This is a genomic window from Nocardia sp. NBC_01388, assembly GCF_045040085.1.
Lineage (GTDB): Bacteria > Actinomycetota > Actinomycetes > Mycobacteriales > Mycobacteriaceae > Nocardia.
Genome location: NZ_CP109553.1, coordinates 6,959,800 through 6,978,060, shown reverse-complemented (window position 1 = coordinate 6,978,060; position 18,261 = coordinate 6,959,800). Strand labels below are relative to the sequence as shown.

General features: G+C 67.5%; 15 protein-coding genes. 5 read left to right on the top strand and 10 right to left on the bottom strand.

Translation table 11 applies throughout. From position 1 onward, the window contains the following. The first annotated feature begins 71 nt into the window (after positions 1 to 71). The 4 genes from thiD (at position 72) to OG716_RS33330 (ending at position 5,165) form a co-directional block, all read left to right on the top strand. A complete protein-coding gene (thiD, locus tag OG716_RS33345) occupies positions 72 to 923 on the top strand; it encodes a bifunctional hydroxymethylpyrimidine kinase/phosphomethylpyrimidine kinase (RefSeq protein ID WP_355130736.1) in 852 nt (283 codons plus the stop codon). 85 nt (positions 924 to 1,008) lie between these two features. Beyond that, entirely contained in the window at positions 1,009 to 1,455 is a 447-nt protein-coding gene (locus OG716_RS33340) for a hypothetical protein (RefSeq protein WP_355130734.1), read from the top strand. A 375-nt stretch (positions 1,456 to 1,830) separates the two neighbouring features. Next, entirely contained in the window at positions 1,831 to 3,087 is a 1,257-nt protein-coding gene (locus OG716_RS33335; RefSeq protein ID WP_405134380.1) for a glycosyltransferase, read from the top strand. Further along, positions 3,084 to 5,165, top strand: a complete 2,082-nt coding sequence (locus OG716_RS33330; protein ID WP_405134379.1) for a glycosyltransferase family 39 protein — start codon at positions 3,084 to 3,086, stop codon at positions 5,163 to 5,165. Before OG716_RS33335 ends, OG716_RS33330 begins: the two co-directional genes overlap by 4 nt. A 503-nt stretch (positions 5,166 to 5,668) precedes the next feature. On the opposite strand, the gene OG716_RS33325 is transcribed toward OG716_RS33330, so the two are convergent. The 7 genes from OG716_RS33325 to OG716_RS33295 all read right to left on the bottom strand — a co-directional run bounded on the left by OG716_RS33325 (position 5,669) and on the right by OG716_RS33295 (position 14,825). Beyond that, positions 5,669 to 6,286 carry a TetR/AcrR family transcriptional regulator gene (locus OG716_RS33325; RefSeq protein ID WP_327142618.1) on the bottom strand — a complete coding sequence of 206 codons (618 nt, stop codon included), beginning with the start codon at positions 6,284 to 6,286 and terminating at the stop codon, positions 5,669 to 5,671. Between the two features lie 5 nt (positions 6,287 to 6,291). After that, a complete protein-coding gene (locus tag OG716_RS33320) occupies positions 6,292 to 7,077 on the bottom strand; it encodes an enoyl-CoA hydratase family protein (protein ID WP_405134378.1) in 786 nt (261 codons plus the stop codon). A 33-nt stretch (positions 7,078 to 7,110) separates the two neighbouring features. After that, complete coding sequence (locus tag OG716_RS33315) at positions 7,111 to 8,274, bottom strand: acyl-CoA dehydrogenase family protein (protein ID WP_405134377.1); 1,164 nt, start codon at positions 8,272 to 8,274, stop codon at positions 7,111 to 7,113. Between the two features lie 3 nt (positions 8,275 to 8,277). Then, positions 8,278 to 10,272 carry an acetyl/propionyl/methylcrotonyl-CoA carboxylase subunit alpha gene (locus tag OG716_RS33310; RefSeq protein ID WP_405134376.1) on the bottom strand — a complete coding sequence of 665 codons (1,995 nt, stop codon included), beginning with the start codon at positions 10,270 to 10,272 and terminating at the stop codon, positions 8,278 to 8,280. Positions 10,273 to 10,280: 8 nt separating this feature from the next. Continuing rightward, positions 10,281 to 11,885, bottom strand: coding sequence for a carboxyl transferase domain-containing protein (locus OG716_RS33305; protein ID WP_327142622.1), 1,605 nt, complete (start codon positions 11,883 to 11,885; stop codon positions 10,281 to 10,283). Then, positions 11,882 to 13,030, bottom strand: a complete 1,149-nt coding sequence (locus tag OG716_RS33300; RefSeq protein ID WP_355130768.1) for an acyl-CoA dehydrogenase family protein — start codon at positions 13,028 to 13,030, stop codon at positions 11,882 to 11,884. The genes OG716_RS33305 and OG716_RS33300 overlap by 4 nt, the downstream gene beginning before the upstream one ends. Before the next feature lie 79 nt (positions 13,031 to 13,109). Further along, positions 13,110 to 14,825, bottom strand: coding sequence for an acyclic terpene utilization AtuA family protein (locus tag OG716_RS33295; protein WP_405134375.1), 1,716 nt, complete (start codon positions 14,823 to 14,825; stop codon positions 13,110 to 13,112). Between the two features lie 154 nt (positions 14,826 to 14,979). On the opposite strand from OG716_RS33295, the gene OG716_RS33290 reads away from it, so the two are divergent. Next, positions 14,980 to 15,135 (top strand): hypothetical protein, encoded by a 156-nt coding sequence (locus OG716_RS33290; protein ID WP_405134374.1) that lies wholly within the window; start codon positions 14,980 to 14,982, stop codon positions 15,133 to 15,135. 11 nt (positions 15,136 to 15,146) lie between these two features. On the opposite strand, the gene OG716_RS33285 is transcribed toward OG716_RS33290, so the two are convergent. The 3 genes from OG716_RS33285 to OG716_RS33275 form a co-directional block, all read right to left on the bottom strand. Next, a complete protein-coding gene (locus OG716_RS33285) occupies positions 15,147 to 15,914 on the bottom strand; it encodes an adenylate/guanylate cyclase domain-containing protein (protein ID WP_405140084.1) in 768 nt (255 codons plus the stop codon). Between the two features lie 567 nt (positions 15,915 to 16,481). Further along, positions 16,482 to 17,240: an ABC transporter permease gene (locus OG716_RS33280; protein WP_405134373.1), complete on the bottom strand. Its 759-nt coding sequence runs from the start codon at positions 17,238 to 17,240 to the stop codon at positions 16,482 to 16,484. Next, positions 17,240 to 18,184, bottom strand: coding sequence for an ABC transporter ATP-binding protein (locus tag OG716_RS33275; RefSeq protein WP_405134372.1), 945 nt, complete (start codon positions 18,182 to 18,184; stop codon positions 17,240 to 17,242). The genes OG716_RS33280 and OG716_RS33275 overlap by 1 nt, the downstream gene beginning before the upstream one ends. Between the last annotated feature and the right edge of the window lie 77 nt (positions 18,185 to 18,261).

Sequence of the window (18,261 nt, the reverse complement as noted above, 5' to 3'; positions counted from 1 at the left end):
TAATGGTTTTCATTAACAGCGACGGGGTGGGGTCTCCCATGCCGGGTAGCGAGAAAAGTAGGGTCGGTGTCGTGAAACTCCTGCCGCTCTCCCCCAACGGGCAGACACCCGTCCGCGCACTCACCATCGCGGGCACCGACTCCGGCGGCGGCGCCGGAATTCAGGCCGACTCCCGCACCATGGCGCTGTGCGGCGTCCATGCGTGCGTGGCGGTCGCCGCGGTCACCGTGCAGAACACGCTGGGCGTCAGCGGTTTCCACGAGATCCCGCCGGAGATCGTGGCGGGCCAGGTGCGCACCGTGGTCGGCGATATCGGCATCGGCGCCGCCAAAACCGGCATGCTGGCCTCCACCGCCATCATCGAGGCGGTCGCGGCGGTCTGCCAGGAGGTCGGCATCGGCCGCAACGGCGGCATTCCGCTGGTGGTGGACCCGGTCGCGGCCTCCATGCACGGCGATCCACTGCTGCACGCCGAAGCCCTGGACGCGCTGCGGCACACGCTCATTCCGCTCGCCACCCTCGTCACCCCCAATCTCGACGAGGTGCGACTGCTCACCGGTATCGAGGTCGTCGACGAGGTCACCGCCCGCAAGGCCGCCGAGGCCCTGCACGCACTCGGCGCGCAGTGGGCCATCGTCAAGGGCGGGCACCTGCGCACCTCCGATATGAGCACCGATCTGCTCTTCGACGGCGACACCTTCCACGAGCTCCCCGCCCCGCGCCTGACCACCGGCAATGACCACGGCGGCGGTGACACCCTCGCGGCCGCCACCACCTGCGCCCTCGCACACGGCTATTCGGTGCCGGACGCGGTGGCCTTCGCCAAGGAGTGGACCTTCCGCTGCCTCGAGGCCTCCTACGATCTGGGCGCGGGCCACGGCCCGGTCTCCCCGCTGTGGCGACTGCACACGGGTCCGCAGTAACAGCGGCAGTGCTCACTTCCGGCGATGCCAGACCCTAGTTTTCGGTCTTGTTGGGGTCCGATCTGAACAGATAACGTTTCGGATCATGAAGAACACCAAGGCCCACCGCATCGGCGCGGTCACGGCGGGCATCGCAGCCCTGACCGCCACCGTCGCGCTGGCCGCTCCGTTCGCGGCCGCCGACATCACCAACAACGGCCTCACCCTGTCCGGCTCCGCCTACCAGACGGGCCAGACCTACCAGCTGTCCTTCGACGGCAGCCAGTTCACCGGCGCCAGCTACAGCGTCTACGACAACGTCAACAACGACCCGAGCAACCGGGTCAAGATCGCCGACGGCTTCACCACCAGCGCGCACCAGCAGATCTCGGTGAACTGGACCCCGAACACCGTTGGCGCGCACTCACTCTGGGTCGCCATCGGCTACCTGTCCGCCGCGACCCCCGAGCCCGGTCCGGTGAATGTGACCGTCACCCAGGGCACCTCCTCGGGCAGCTCGCTCACCAACCTGCTCGGTTCCCTCAGCGGCTAAACCTTGCTGATCGCCGGACGACCCACGGCCATCGGGTCGTCCGGCACCGAGGGGCGGGGTCGGGTAGGTCCGGCCCACGACACGCCCGGCTCGCAGGACGGTATCCGAGGCTCGATAGCTGGGATGCGAGATCACCCCGGCGAATGTGATGCAAACTCGCCGGCCACGTCGATCGCCGAGCCGCAGTCGGCGACTTCCTATTGTTCACCAGCACGTGCGCGATATTTTCGTGGATCTTGCGCCGGCTATCCCCCGGGCCGCCGCCTGCGATAGCTGATCAATAGCACGTGAGCGCGAACAAACAGCTACTTGCTCCCAGGAACTTCCCAGCTCTGCCGCAGTCCCGGCCCAGCGGGGTCGGCGAGCGTAGTGATCATGTCGGAGACCGTGACCGCCGTCCGGGCGGCGGAACCAGTAGAGTCCGTGACCACGCCCGTCGTGGATGTGGTCGTTCCCGTCTACAACGAGGAAGCCGACCTCGGGCCGTGTGTGCTGCGGCTGCACGCGTTTCTCAATGACAATTTTCCGTTCACGGCGCGAATCACCATCGCCGACAACGCATCCACCGATTCCACCCTGCAGGTCGCGAACCATCTCGCCGACCAGCTCGAAGGGGTGCGCGTGGTGCATCTCGATCGCAAGGGCCGCGGGCGGGCGCTGCGGGAGGTCTGGCAGGGCTCCGACGCACAGGTCGTCGCGTATATGGACGTCGATCTCTCGACCGATCTGAACGCACTGCTGCCGCTGGTGGCGCCGCTGGTCTCCGGACATTCGGATCTGGCCATCGGCACCCGGCTCGCCGCCTCCTCACGGGTGGTCCGCGGACCCAAGCGCGAATTCATCTCGCGCTGCTACAACCTCATCCTGCGCACCTCGCTGCAGGCCAAGTTCTCCGATGCGCAGTGCGGTTTCAAGGCCATGCGCGCCCAGGTGGCCCGCATGGTGCTGCCGCTGGTGGAGGACGGCGAATGGTTCTTCGACACCGAGCTACTGGTGCTGGCCGAGCGCATCGGGCTACGCATCCACGAGGTGCCGGTGGACTGGATCGACGATCCGGACAGCAGCGTCGACATCATCGACACCGCCCGCAAGGATCTGCAGGGCGTGTGGCGCGTCGGGCGCGCACTGGGCAGCGGGCGCCTGCCCATCGCCGAACTGCGCGCGGCCATCGGCCGGGAACCGCTCATGGAGGGGGTTCCGCTGGGCATGGTCGGACAGCTGGTGCGCTTCGGCATCGTCGGCATCGGCTCCACGCTCGCCTACATGCTGCTGTACGTGCTGTTGCAATCATTCACGGGCGCACAGGTCGCCAACTTCCTGGCACTGCTCATCACCGCCGTAGCGAACACCGCGGCCAACCGCACCTTCACCTTCGGTGTGCGCGGCGCGACCCAGGCGGTATCGCATCAACTGCAAGGTCTGCTGCTGTTCGGCATCGGCCTGTTCCTCACCAGCGGATCGCTCTTCGCCCTGCATCACTGGGCTCCGGACTCCGCCGTGCATCTGGAACTTGCGGTGCTGGTCATTGCCAACCTGCTGGCCACGCTGATCCGATTCGTGGGTCTGCGCTGGGTGTTTCGCCAGGCCGGCGCCTCGCCGCACCGGGCGACCGTGACCGGGATCCGCCCGTGACGGCGACACTGGCCGATCCCCGGCCGATCGCTCCCGACGTTCCCCCCGTACAGACGCGCAACCGGCGCTGGGAGTACCCGGCGCTGGCGGTGCTGCTGATCGGGACCGCTATCGCGTATCTGCAGAACCTGTCGGTCAACGGCTGGGCGAATTCGTTCTATGCCGCTGCGGTGCAGGCGGGTTCGGTGTCCTGGAAGGCCTTCTTCTTCGGCTCCTCCGACGGCGCGAACTCCATCACGGTGGACAAGACCCCGCTGTCGCTGTGGCCGATGGAAATCTCGGTGCGAATCTTCGGACTGCACTACTGGAGCGTGCTGCTGCCGCAGGCGCTCATCGGCGTGGCCTCGGTGGCGCTGCTGTGGGCGACCGTACGCCGGAGCTTCGGCCCGGTCGCCGGGCTGCTGGCCGGACTGGTCCTGGCCGTGACTCCCGTTGCGGCACTGATGTTCCGGTTCAACAATCCGGACGCACTGCTGGTGCTGCTCATGGTCGCCGGCACCTGGGCCATGACCCGGGCAGTGGAGGACGGGCGGTGGCGCTGGCTGCTTTCCGCCGGAGTGTTCCTCGGCCTCGGCTTCCTGACCAAACAGCTGCAGGTGCTGCTGGTGGTGCCCCCGCTGGCGCTGGCCTATCTCATCGCCGGCCCGCCCAAGCTCGGCAAGCGCATCGCGCAGCTGTGCACCGCGGGCGCGGCCATGGTGGCGGGCGCGGGCTGGTGGCTGCTCATCGCGGAACTGTGGCCGGATGACGACCACCCGTACTTCGGTGGCTCCCAGCACAATTCGATTCTCGAACTGACCTTCGGCTACAACGGCCTCGGCCGCCTCAATGGCGATGAGACCGGCAGCACCGGAGGCGGCGGCCCGGGTGGCGGGCACGGCATGTGGGGCGAAACCGGTATCGCCCGGCTGTTCCAGCCCGCACAGGGCGGGCAGATCGCCTGGCTCATTCCGGCGGCGCTGGTGCTGCTGGTCGCCGGACTCGTCCTGCGCGGCAGGCTCGCTCGCACCGATCAGAAGCGCGCCGCACTGATCATGTGGGGCGGCTGGCTGCTCACCACCGGACTGGTCTTCAGCTTCATGAAGGGCATTTTCCACCAGTACTACACGGTGGCATTGGCCCCGGCGGTGGCGGCGCTGATCGGCATCGGGGTGGCGCAGCTCTGGGGTGAGCGCGAAAAGTCCTGGGTGCGTGCGACATTGGCGCTGGCGCTGGGACTGACCGTGGCGACGTCGTGGATGCTGCTCTCCCGCACCGAATCCTTCCAGCCGTGGTTGCGCTGGACGGTGCTGATCGCCGGAATCGCCGCCACGGTGGCGCTGCTGATCCCGCTGCCGCGCAAGCTGTCGCTGGTCGCGGCGAGTGCCGCGGTGCTCATCGGCCTCGCCGGACCGCTCGCCTACACCGTGGATACCCTCGCGACCGGACACGAGGGGCCGATCCCGAGTGCCGGACCGGCGGTACGCGGCGGCTTCGGTGGCTTCGGCGGACCGCGACAGGGTGGCGGCGGCAATCACGGCCCGAACGCGGGCGGTGGCAATCACCGCAACAATGCCGGACCGGGTGCGGGCCAGGCACCCGGCGGAAGCCAGGCACCAGGCACAGGTCAGGGAGCGGGCGCGGGCCAAGGTCCCGGGGCAGCGGGCTGGGGCGGCGGCGATCGCATGGGTGGCGCGGCAGGCGGGCTCATGATGGCCAGTAAGCCTAGTGCGCAGGTCACCGCCCTGCTGGCGGCGAACGGCGACTCCTACACCTGGGTGGCCGCGGCCATCGGCTCCAATAGCGCCGCCGGCTTCCAGCTGGCCACGCAGCTGCCGGTCATGCCGATCGGCGGCTTCAACGGCAGCGATCCGTCGCCGACGCTGCAGCAGTTCCAGCAGGATGTCGCGGGCGGCGAGATCCACTACTTCATCAGCAGTGGTGACGGTGGCGGCGGCCGCGGCGGCACCGCCGGGACCGGCGGCAGCAATGCGAGTTCCGAAATCTCCCAGTGGGTGCAGGCGAACTTCACCGCGAAGCAGGTGGACGGGGTAACCCTCTACGACCTGACCGCACCGAAGACCGCGACACCGCAGTAAAGCCTCGCAGCCGGGTCGGACCGGCAGCCAGGGGACAGCAGAACGCCCGGCACCTGTGGCGCCGGGCGTTCTGCTGTCTATCGCCAGTGATGTATTACCACCGGTGAGGCATCCGAATCAGGCGAGGCCCCACGAGTGCAGCAGGTACGTGATGTTGGACGCGATGCTGGTGACAACATTCGCGAGATTCAGTGCGGCAGAGCCGAGATCGATGATGGGCACAGCATTGTCCTTCGAGGATCGGGTTCAGAGTTAGCCCAACGTATGCCACTGGACAATCGCCCAACAATGATGCATTTCACGTATCGTCGCAGTTCAGTGGTGATTCGCAGCACGCGTTACGGCAATCGTGGTTGCCGTCACCGCCGGTGCGACGCCCCTGCACCCCTGTCATCCCGGCGCGTTTTCGGCCGGGATCTACCCCGGACTTCCGACCAGCATGCGTGGATCCCGGCCAAACGCATGCCGGGATGACGGGGGTGGTCCCGAGTATGGATTCGCAGTCAGTGCTGGGTGGCAGCGAGTGCGGTGTGGAGTGTGGCGGCCCACTGCTGGACGATCTCCTTGCGGCGCAGGGAGTCGTCGGTCAGCACATCGGCGAGCCCGAGACCGCGGGCGAGGTCGAGGGTGGCCTGAACCAGGTGGTGCGCAACGGGATCGGAGTCGTCCACGCCGAGCGCCTCCACCGCCATGCGATGTGAGACGCGGCCGAAGCGGGCCTCGAGCGGCACGATGCGCTCCCGCAGCGCGGGATCGGCGGCCGCATGTGTCCACACCTGGAGGGCGGCCTTGAACAGCGGCGTGGTGAAGCCTTCGACCAGCGCGGTCACCACGGCTTCGGTGCGACCCACACCCGCGGCCACCTCGCCGATGGCCTTGGAATCGGCCAGCGACTGGGCCATGCGGGTGTCGAACATGTACTCGAGGGCGGCGGTGATCAGATCCTCCCGAGTCGGGAAATGATGCTGTGCCGCGCCGCGTGACACCCCGGCCCTTTCGGCGACCACGGCGACCGTCGCCGCTGCCCAGCCGGTTTCGGCCAGGCAGTCGATGGTCGCCTCCAGCAGCCGCTGCCGGGTGGCCCGGCTGCGGTCCTGCTTGGGTTCGTGGGGTGTAGCCATGGTGGCTATTGTGCCCAGCTCGGCGGGCGGCGCTCGAAGAAGGCCGTCATGCCCTCGATCACCTCGGCGGTGCCGAAGAAGCTGCCGGAGCGTTTGGCCAGAGTGTCGGCATAGCCGTCGAACTCGCGCAGCGTGGCCGCGGTGGTGAGCCGCTTGCTCTCGGCCAGGCCCTGCGGGGAACCCTTGCGCAGCGCGCTGACCAGCTGATTCACCTCGGCAATCGGATCGTCCGCGGCAATGGTGATGAGTCCGGTGCGTTCGGCCTCCGCGGCGTCGAAGGTCTCACCGGTCTGGAAGTACCGGGCGGCGGCACGGGAGGTCAGGCGCGGCAGCAACGTCAGCGAAATCACGAACGGGGCCAGCCCCAATCGCGCCTCGGTGAGCGCGAAACTGCTGCCGCGACCCGCGACCGCGATATCGCAGGCGGCGACGATGCCCATACCGCCCGCGCGCACATTGCCGTCGATCCGGGCGAGCACCGGCTTGGGCAGTTCCAGGATGCGGCGCAGCACCTGCACCATCCAGCCGGTCCGGATCTCGGCGGCCGCCGACGGGTCGGCGTCGATGGCCTCGCGTAGATCCGCACCGGCACAGAAGGTATTGCCGGTATGAGTGAGCACCACCCCGCGCACCTCGGTGTCCTCGGCCGCCCGGCCGAGCCCCTGTAGCAGCTCGGTCACCAGCCGGGACGAGAGCGCATTGCGATTGTGCGGGGAATCGAGGGTGAGCACGGCGAACCCGTCCTGCACCTCGTAGCGCACGAACGGCGCGTCGGGAGCGGTGTCACTCATGAGATCTCCTGGCTTCTCGAATATCGTTGCGGCTCAGTACGACCGGGGCAAACCGAGCGAATGCTGCGCGACGAAGTTGAGGATCATCTCGCGGCTGACCGGGGCGACCCGGGCGATGCGCGAGGCTGCGAGCATGCCCGCCAGGCCGACATCGGAGGTCAGGCCCGCCCCGCCGTGCGTCTGGATGGACTGATCGAGCGCCTTGATACTGGCTTCCGCCGCAGCGTATTTCGACATATTGGCCGCCTCGGCCGCACCGAATTCGTCACCGGCGTCGTAGAGGTGCGCGGCCTTCTGCATCATCAGCTTGGCCAGCTCCAGTTCGATCTTCACCTGGGCCAGCGGATGCGAAATACCCTGGTGCGCACCGATCGGCACACCCTTCCACACCGAACGCTCCTTGGCGTAGGCGACGGCCTGGTCGATGGCGTAGCGGCCCATGCCCACGGCCATGGCCGCGCCCATGATGCGCTCGGGATTGAGTCCGGCGAACAGCTGCGCGATGGCGGCGTCCTCCTTGCCGACCAGCGCGGTGGCGGGCAGGCGCACATCATCGAGGAAGAGCGTGAACTGATTGTCCGGCTCGATGATGTCCATCTCCTGCTTCGTCTTCACGAAGCCGGGGGCGTCGGTCGGCACGATGAACAGGGCGGGCTGCAGATTGCCGGTCTTGGCATTCTCACTGCGGGCCACGATGAGCACGGCCTCGGCCTGATCCACACCGGAGATGAAGATCTTGCGGCCGCTGACGATCCAGTCCTCACCGTCGCGGCGCGCGGTGGTGGTGATCTTGTGCGAGTTCGAACCGGCGTCCGGCTCGGTAATGCCGAATACCATCTTGCCGGAGCCGTCGGCCAGCTTGGTCAGCCACTCCTGCTTCTGCGCCTCGGTGCCGTACTTGGTGATGATGGTGCCGCAGATGGCCGGGGACACCACCATGAGCAGCAGGCCGCAGCCGCGCGCGGCCAGTTCCTCCTGCACCAGCGCCAGCTCGTAGATGCCCGCGCCGCCACCGCCGTACTCCTCCGGCAGGTTCACGCCGAGGAAGCCGAGTTTGCCCGCCTCGTCCCACAATTCGTCGAACGGCTCACCCTTGCGGGCCTTGGGTCCGGCGTAATCGCGGAAGTTGTACTTGGCGGCCAGCTGAGCTACCGCGGCGCGCAGCGCCTTCTGTTCGTCGGTTTCCACGAAACTCATTGCCTACTCCTGATCTTCGCTGTCGGCCTGGACCACGGCCAGTACGGTGCCGACCTCGACCTGCTGGCCGGTGGTGACGTTCAATTCGGTGAGAATTCCGGTGACGGGGGCGGAGATGGTGTGCTCCATCTTCATCGCCTCCAGCCACAGGATCGGCTGGCCCTTCTCGACCCGGCCGCCCGCTTCCGCCGCGACGCGAATGACGGCGCCGGGCATGGGTGCGAGCAGTGAGCCCTCGGCCACCTGATCGGCGGGATCCTCGAAACGCGGCAGGCGGCGCACCGCCACCGGGCCGAGCGGGGAATCGACGGCCACCAGATCGCCGTAGCGGGCGATCTCGAAGCGGCGGCGGACCGCACCCCGCTCCCCCGGCACCTGCAGCACCACGAGATCCGGTGTGGCTTCGAGCAATTCGAGTCCGGGATGCCCGTCCACCTCGATACCGGCGCGGGTGAGCCGGTAGCGCACCTCGTGCTTACCGGTCAGGCGGCTCTCGTAGGACTTGGACTGGGTCTGCGACGGCAGATTGCGCCAGCCGCTCGGCAGGCCCCGAACCACCCGTGCCGCCTGCCGATTCGCGGCGGCATCGGCGAGGGCGGCCGCCACGATGGACAGCGCCTCATCGGCCTCCGAGGCCAGCGGTGCGGACAGCACGTCCAGACCGTGCGTGGCGAAGAAGGCGGTATCGGTGTCCCCGGCCAGGAAGGCCGGATGCCGCAGCACCCGCACCAGCAGGTCCCGATTGGTGACCAGGCCGTGGATCTTCGCCCGCTGCAAGGCCGATGCCAGCAGGTGCGCGGCCTCGTCGCGGGTGTCGGCGTAGGAGATGACCTTCGAGAGCATGGGGTCGTAGTGCACGCCGACCACGGAACCGTCCACCACACCGGTGTCCAGGCGCACTCCCGGTTCGGTCAGCACGGTGAATTCACCTATGGTGCCCGGGATTTCGAGCTTGTGCACCGGACCGCTCTGCGGCTGCCAGTCATGCGCCGGATCCTCGGCATAGAGCCGCACCTCGATGGAGTGGCCGCGCATGGCGGGCTGCTGCGCCGGCAGCGGGCGACCCGCCGCCACCTGCAATTGCAGGCGCACCAAATCCAGTCCGGTCACCTGTTCGGTGACCGGATGTTCCACCTGCAGACGGGTATTCATCTCCAGGAAGAAGAAGTCGCCCTTCTCGTCGGCGAGGAATTCGACGGTGCCCGCACCCTCGTAACCGATGGCCTCGGTCGCCAGCCGGGCCGCCTCGAAAAGCCGCGCCCGCATGCCGTCGATCTTCTCGACCAGCGGAGACGGCGCTTCCTCGACGACCTTCTGGTGGCGGCGCTGGATGGAGCATTCGCGCTCGCTGACGGCCCACACGGTGCCCTGGGTATCGGCCATGACCTGGACCTCGATATGACGGCCGGTCTCCAGGTAGCGCTCACAGAACACGGTCGGATCGCCGAAGGCCGACGCCGCCTCGCGCCGTGCGCCTTCCAGCTGCTCGGTCAGCTCGGCGAGGTCGCGCACCACGCGCATACCGCGACCGCCGCCGCCGGCGGAGGCCTTGATGAGCACCGGCAGCATATCCGCGGTGACCTCGGCCGGGTCGAGCTCGGCGAGCACCGGGACACCGGCGGCGTCGATCATCTTCTTGGACTCGACCTTGGAGCCCATCTGCTCGATGGCCTCGACCGGCGGCCCGATCCAGGTCAGGCCCGCGTCCAGGACTGCGCGCGCGAATTCGGCGTTCTCCGAAAGGAATCCGTAGCCGGGGTGAATGGCGTCGGCTCCCGCTGCCCGGGCGGCTTCGATGATCAGATCGCCGCGCAGGTAGGTCTCGGCCGGGGTGTTGCCCGGCAGCCGGATGGCCGCATCGGCTTCGGCCACATGCGGTGCGGCGGCATCGGCGTCCGAATACACCGCGGTGGTGGCGATTCCCATGCGACGGCAGGTGGCGAATACTCGGCGCGCGATCTCACCACGATTGGCGACCAGAACGTTCGTAATGTCCATAACCGCACTCACATTCGGAAGACGCCGAAGCCCTCGGCGCCCTTGATCGGGGCATTGTGGATGGCGGACAAGGCCATTCCCAATACCGTGCGGGTATCGCGGGGGTCGATGACGCCGTCGTCGTAGAGGCGGCCCGACATGAACATGGGTAGCGATTCGGCCTCGATCTGCGCCTCGATCATGGCGCGGATACCGGCATCGGCGGCCTCGTCGAACGGAATGCCGCGCGCCTCATTGGCGGCCCGGCCGACGATGGAGATGACACCGGCCAGCTGCGCACCGCCCATGACGGCGGATTTCGCACTGGGCCAGGCGAAGACGAAGCGCGGATCGTAGGCGCGACCGCACATGCCGTAGTGGCCCGCGCCGTAGGACGCGCCCATGAGCAGCGAAATATGCGGCACCTTGGAGTTGGACACCGCATTGATCATCATCGCGCCGTGCTTGATGATGCCCTTCTGCTCGTACTCCTTGCCGACCATGTAGCCGGTGGTGTTGTGCAGAAACAGCAGCGGGGTGTTCTTCTGATTGGCCAGCTGGATGAACTGCGCCGCCTTCTGCGCCTCCTCCGAGAAGAGCACGCCGCGGGCATTGGCCAGAATGCCGACCGGATAACCGTGCAGCTCAGCCCATCCCGTGACGAGGCTGGAGCCGTAGAGCGGCTTGAACTCGTCGAAATCGGAACCGTCCACCACGCGGGCGATGACCTCGCGGGGGTCGAACGGGATCTTGAGGTCGCCCGGCACGATGCCGACCAGCTCCTCCTGGCTGTACAGCGGTTCGATCACCTCGGTGATCGCGCGCGGGGCCGGGCCCTTCTTCTCCCAGTTCAACCGGCGGATGATCGAGCGACCGAGGCGAATCGCGTCCTGCTCGTCGACGGCCAGGTAGTCCGCCAAACCCGAGACGCGAGCGTGCATTTCGGCGCCGCCCAGCGATTCGTCGTCGGACTCCTCACCGGTGGCCATCTTCACCAGCGGCGGACCACCGAGGAATACCTTGGAGCGATCCTTGATCATCACGGTGTAGTCGGACATGCCGGGGATGTACGCGCCACCGGCGGTCGAATTGCCGAAAACCAGTGCGATGGTGGGGATTCCGGCCGCCGATAACCGGGTCAGGTCGCGGAACATCCGGCCGCCCGGGACGAAGACCTCTTTCTGCGTGGGCAGATCCGCGCCACCGGACTCCACCAGGCCGATGACCGGCAGGCGGTTCTCCAGCGCGATATCGTTCATGCGCAGGTTCTTCCGCAGCGTCCACGGATTCGAGGTGCCGCCGCGCACGGTCGGATCGGGCGCCACGATCATGCATTCGACGCCTTCGACAATGCCGATGCCCGCGATGACGCTGGCGCCGACATGGAAATCGCTGCCCCACGCGGCGAGCGGCGCCAGCTCCAGGAACGGCGAATCCTCATCGAGCAGCAGTTCGATGCGCTCGCGCGCGGTCAGCTTGCCGCGCTTGCGATGCCGCGCCATCTTGTCCGGCCCGCCGCCGGCGATGTTCTTCTCGTACTCGGCCTCGACCTCGTCGAGTTTGGCCGTCATCGCCTCGGCGGCGGCCTGATAGTCCGCCGACTTCGGGTCTACGGAGGTGCGCAGAATACTCAAGACTGGAACCCCAATCGCTTTGCCGCCAGGGCGGTCAGGATCTCGTTGGTGCCGCCGCCGATGCCGAGAATGCGCACGTCCCGGTACTGGCGCTCGACTTCGGACTCACGCATGTAGCCGAGCCCGCCGAACAGCTGCACGGCCTGGTGGGCCACCCATTCGGCCGTCTCCACCGCGGTGTTCTTGGCGAAGCACACCTCGGCGATCAGATCGGTCTCACCGCTCGCGGCCCGCTCGGCCACATGCCGGGAGTACACCCGGGCCACATCGATGCGGCGGGCCATCTCCGACAGCGTGTTCTGCACGGCCTGGCGGCTGATGAGCGGGCGGCCGAAGGTCTCGCGGTCGCGGCACCAGGCCAGGGTGAGGTCCAGGCAGCGCTGCGCGTGCGCGTAGGACTGGGTGGCCAGGCCGACCCGCTCGCTCACGAAAGCATTGGCGATCTGGGCGAATCCGGAGTTTTCCGGGCCGACCAGATTCGAGACCGGTACGCGCACATCCACATACGACAGTTCCGCCGTGTCGGAGCAGAGCCAGCCCATCTTGTCCAGCTTGCGGCTGACGGTGAATCCGGGCGTGCCCTTTTCCACCACGAGCAGCGAAACCCCTGCCGCGCCTTTGCCTCCCGTGCGCACGGCCGTCACCACATAGTCGGCGCGCACGCCGGAGGTGATGAAGGTCTTCGCGCCGTTGACAATGAACTCGTCGCCGTCGCGGACCGCACTGGTGGTGAGGTGCCCGACATCGGAGCCGCCGCCGGGCTCGGTAATGGCCAGCGAGCCGATCAGCTCGCCCGCGAGGGTCGGCTTCACCCAGCGCTCGATGTGCTCGGCATTGCCCGAGGCGATAATGTGCGGCACCGCGATACCGCAGGTGAACAGCGAGGCGAACAGGCCGCCCGAGCCACCGGCGTAGTGCATTTCCTCGCATACGATCGCCGCGTCGATGGGATCGCCGCTGGCACCGCCCGCGGACTCCGGGAACTGGATGCCGAGCAGGCCCAGCGCACCGGCCTTCTTGTGCAGCTCACGCGGGAGCAGACCGTCCCGCTCCCAGTCGTTCAGGTACGGCAGCACCTCGCGCTCGGTGAATCCGCGCACGGTGGCGCGCAATTCGCGCCGCTCGGGCGTCTCCCACTGGTTCACGTAGGTCATGCTGTGTCCTTTCGGCATGCTCGGGGGCCCTGCGTGGTTACGCAGGCTGCCTCCTTCGGGCCCTGACCGCTCATGCCAGAAGCTCCACAGGTATCTCGATGTGCCGGGCTCGCAGCCATTCCCCGAGCCCCTTGGCCTGCGGATCGAAGCGCGCCTGATAGGCCACACCCGCGCCGAGCAGGCCCTCGACAATGAAATTGATCGCGCGCAGATTCGGCAGTACGTGCCGGGTGATGGGCATTTTCGCGGTTTCCGGCAGCAGCAGGCGCAGCTCGTCGACGGTGAGCGCGTGCACCAGCCAGCGCCACTGCTCGTCGGTGCGCACCCAGACGCCGATATTGGCATTGCCGCCCTTGTCGCCACTGCGCGCCAGCGCGAGGGTGCCGAGCGGCACGCGGCGGGTCTCGCCCTGCGGAAGTAGCTGCGGCAGTGCCGGTTCCGGAACCTCGGCCAGTTCCAGGGTCTCCCCCGCCGGGGCGATGTCCACCGTGCTGCCGTCGGGCAGCGTCGCGAGGTGCGGAACGTCCTTCGCATCCACGTATCCGGGGCTGAACACGCCGTAGGGCGAGCCATTGCCGGGCAGTGTGGTCAGCGAGAAGCCCGCATAGCTGGCCAGCGCCAATTCCACTGCCACGGCGGAGAATCCGCGGCCGACCTTGTTCGGGTCCGGATCGCGCACCACGCAGCGCAGCAACGCGCTGGCCTGCTCCTCGGTCTCGGCATCGGGGCGGTCCAGGCGCGCGAGCGTCCAGTCCAGCTCCGCCGGGCGCACCGGCAGCCAGGCTTCCAGCTGCCGCTGCACCAGTTCGACCTTCGCCTCGATATCGAGGCCGGTGAGAATGAATTCCATCTCGTTGCGGAAACCGCCGATGGTGTTGAGCGACACCTTGGTTCGCGGCGGCGGCGCTTCACCCCGCACACCGCTGATGAGGACCCGATCCGGTCCCTCCTGCGTGAGCGCGATGCTGTCGAGCCGGGTGGTCACATCCGGTCCGGCGTAGCGCGCGCTCTGGATCTCGTACATGAGCTGCGCTTCCACCGTGTCCACGGTGACCGCGCCGCCGGTGCCCGCGTGCTTGGTGATCACCGTGCTGCCGTCACGGCGCACCTCGGCGATCGGGAAGCCCGGGCGCATCAGATCGGCGATCTCGGTGAAGAAGGCGAAATTGCCTCCGGTGGCCTGTGTTCCGCACTCGATGACGTGTCCGGCCACCACAGCTCCGGCCAGCGCGTCGTAATCCCTGCGCTGCCAGCCGAAGTGCGCGGCGGCGGGACCGACGACCAGGGCGGCGTCGGTGACACGCCCCGTCACCACAATGTCCGCGCCCGCGTTCAGGCATTCGGCGATGCCCCAGGCGCCCAGGTACGCATTGGCCGTCAGCGGCGCCCCCAACCCCAGCTCCGCGGCGCGCGGCAGCAGATCGTCACCGGACACGTACGCGACTTTCGGTGCCAGCCCGAGCTTTTCGGCGGCCTCCCGCACCCGCTGCGCCAGCCCCGCCGGGTTCAACCCACCGGCATTGGCCACAATGCGCACACCCGATTCGAGGGCCGACCCGAGGCTGTTCTCCAGCTGCCGCACAAAGGTCTTGGCATAACCCAGGTTCGCGTCCTTCATACGATCGCGCCCCAGGATCAGCATGGTGAGCTCGGCGAGATAGTCGCCGGTGAGCACATCCAGCTCCCCGCCCTCGAGCATCTCGCGCATAGCGCTCATCCGGTCCCCGTAGAAGCCGGAGCAGTTGCCGATCCGAATGAGCTCCGGATCATCGCCGAGCTGACTCATTACTGGGCCTCCCTGTGCACACCGCGTTCGCGCAGCCTCTTCGCCGCGGTCGCTTACAGGGTCACATCGCCCCAGAAAAAAATCAAGCCTGCGTGCTTGTTAATTGCCGATACCGCCGCACCCGGGAGCCGAGTCACCAGGCAAACTGGGTCGGGTGTCCTCAGATGTCAGCGTAATCGTGCTGCTTGCCCTGGCCGGGTTTCTGCTCGGCGGGGCCTATTCGACCTGGAAGACCCTGCGCCCGCTCGCCATCGCACTCGGCGTGGCCGGGATGCTGGCGGTGGCGGGCGCGATCCTCTACGTGATTTAGCTAATAATTAGCTACTCGGCGTCGAGCCGGAAGATGCGCAGATCCTCGGGCACGCCGCTGAGAGGAGCCGCGAAGAAGCTGCGGCGATAGGGCTTCACACCGAAGCCCAGCTCCTCGAGCGTCTCGTCGTGCAGGGAGTCCAGGGTGGCCGCCGACAGCATGGTGTTGCCGTTTCCACCGGCCTCCATGACCCGTGCGGCGATCGTGACGTCGAGGCCCAGCCAATCCCCGCCGATCTCGCGCGGGGTGCCCGTGTGCAGGCCCATCCGCATCTGCGGGCGGTAGCCGCCGACGGTCACGCCGGTCAGGTTCTCCTTGGCCGCCACCGCGGCCCGTACGGCCCGGTCGGCGGACGGGAAGACGGCCATCAGACCGTCGCCCATGCGCTTGATGACCGTGCCGCCGCGATCGGCGATGGGCGGCTCGATGGCCTTGGCGACCCGGCGCAGCAGCTCCAGGGTCTGTTCGTCGCCGGCGGTCAGGGACCAGCTGGAGAAGGCCACCAGATCGGTGAACATGATGGTGATCTCCTGCGTGCCGCGACCCTTGCCGACCCGTTCCAGCATGGCCTGCCAGACCTGCAGCGCACCCAGCCCCAATTCGCGTGCGGCGCTGGGCGAATCACCGACCAGCTTGTCCGCGGCGCGGGCCACCGCCCGCGCGCCGCCGGGACCGGACACCGACAGCGGATCGCCGAAGGCGGGATCACCGGGCAGGTTCTCGCGGGCCTTGCGGATCGCGCCGATGAGGTCGCCGCGCGCATTGGCGGCGGAGACCAGTCCCGACAGCTGACCGGGGAAACGGCGGCGACCGGGAGCGGCGTCGGATTCCTCGCTGTCGTCGACCGTTTCGGTCGGGACCAGCGGGATCACCAGGTCGGGGTCGATACGGGGGGCACGCGCATCACGCGCGCGAGCACCGTTCGCCTCACGCGACCGGTTGCGATCGGTGCCCAATCCTTCCGAACGGGAGGCGTCGGATGCGCGTTCGCCGTCGTCGGAGGGTCGCTCGCTCACGCCCAGAGCGTATCTCAGGGCTTGATCTCCGGATGGATGAATGATTGCCACCTGCACACCTTCCGATCGGTCTGAGCGGCCACATCGTTGGGCCCGCCGATGTATGGAGTGTTTTGGTTGCTGGAACGATGCTACCGACGCGTGGTTTGGATAGCCAGGCGAGTGGGTAGCGGAGCGATAGTTTTCACACACTGTTCTTCTGCGCACATGACTCTTCTGCGCACATGACTCTTCTGCGCACATGACATCGGCCCGATACGGAACCAGTCCGTATCGGGCCGATGATCGCCGCCGAACCGGGCAGTGGCCGGCGGCATCCCCGGGCAGGGTCTATGCGTCGCGCTTGTTCACCATGAACAATGCCGCGCCGAAAATGATCGCGACGAAGGCCGCGAAGTACAGCAGGCTCCCCCACGGGCCCCAGTGCCAATCGGTGCTACCGCCATCCGATACCGAATAGAAGTGCGATGCGTTGGCGAAGGGCATGAACGCGCCCACATTGCGGCCGAAACTGCCGAAAGCACTCAGCAGCGACTCGATCACGGTGGGCCACAGGATGATCAGCGAAATGGCGGCGGCCGTCTGCCGGACCAGGACGCCGATACCGACCGCGAGCAGCACGGCGAGGAAGGCGTAGATGGCCGGGCCGTAGATCGCCCGCGCATTGGCCGAGGTCGAGAGTTCCAGCGCGGAACCGCCGCTGGAACCGGTGATGATCTTGGCCAGGCCGAAGGCCAGCAGGGTCAGCACCCCGATGAGCACCGCGCCGTACACACCGATCATGAGCGCCTTGGTGGTGAGCACCTTGTCGCGCTTCGGGGTGGCCAGGAAGGTGGATTTGATGGTGCCGAAACGGTATTCACTGGTCACCGCCAGCGACGCCAGAATCATCAGCACCAGCACGCCGAAGCCGCTCACGCCGCCGACGACGTTCGTCACGCTCAGCGGCGGCGAGTCGGCCTTCGGGTTGCGATTGACCGCCGCGATCAGCGCGGCGAAGCCCAGGCCCAGCGCCACGATAATGGCCGAGCACCACCACGGTGACCGGGTCGAGGTGAGCTTGATACGTTCCGCTGCGAGCACGCCCATCAGAGCGCCCCTCCCATCACCTGGTCGAAACCTTCGCCGTGGTATTCCACCGCGCTGCCTGTCATCCGCATGAACGCCTCCTCCAGCGAGGCGCGCTGCGGCGACAGCTCGTAGAGCGTGATGTCGTTGGCGCCGGCCAGTTTTCCGACCGCGTCGGAGGTGACGCCGGTGACGATCAGGGCGGCGCCGGCGGCGTCCGCGCCCTCCTCGCGCACCGTCATACCGCCCGAGGTGAGCACGCTGCGCAACTGATCCAGCTGCGGACTACGCACGCGCACAGAGTGTTCCGAGGCGCGTTCGATGAAATCCTTGGTGGAGACGTCGGCCATGAGCTTGCCGCGGCCGATCACGATGAGCTGTTCGGCGGTCTGCGCCATTTCCGACAGCAGATGGCTCGACACCATCACGGTGCGGCCCTCGCTCGCCAGCCGCTGCATGAAACGCCGAATCCACAGAATGCCTTCGGGATCCAGGCCGTTCACCGGCTCGTCGAACAGCAGCACCTTCGGATCACCGAGCAGTGCGCCGGCCAGGCCGAGCCGCTGCGACATGCCGAGCGAGAAACCGCCCGCATTGCGATTGGCGACCTCCGAGAGACCGACCAGCCGCAGCACCTCCTCCACCCGGGAGGCGGGAATGTCATTGGATGCCGCCATCCAGCGCAGATGCGCACGCGCCGAACGGTTCGGATGCACCCACTTGGCATCGAGCAGCGCGCCGACCTCTTCCAGCGGGCGCTTCAGAGCTCGATACGGCTTACCGTTGACGAGCGCCGTACCGGACGTCGGTTCGTCCAACCCCAGAATCATCCGCATGGTGGTCGACTTGCCCGCCCCGTTCGGGCCGAGAAAGCCGGTCACCAGTCCCGGACGCACGGTGAACGTCAGATCCGACACCGCGACGGTCTGCCCGTAGTGTTTGGTCAGGCCCCTCAGTTCGATCATGACGCCCAGTCTTCCCGAAGATGCGGCCGGGCACTATCGACCCGAGGTCGCGCGTCGCATCCCCCTCGAGGATGACC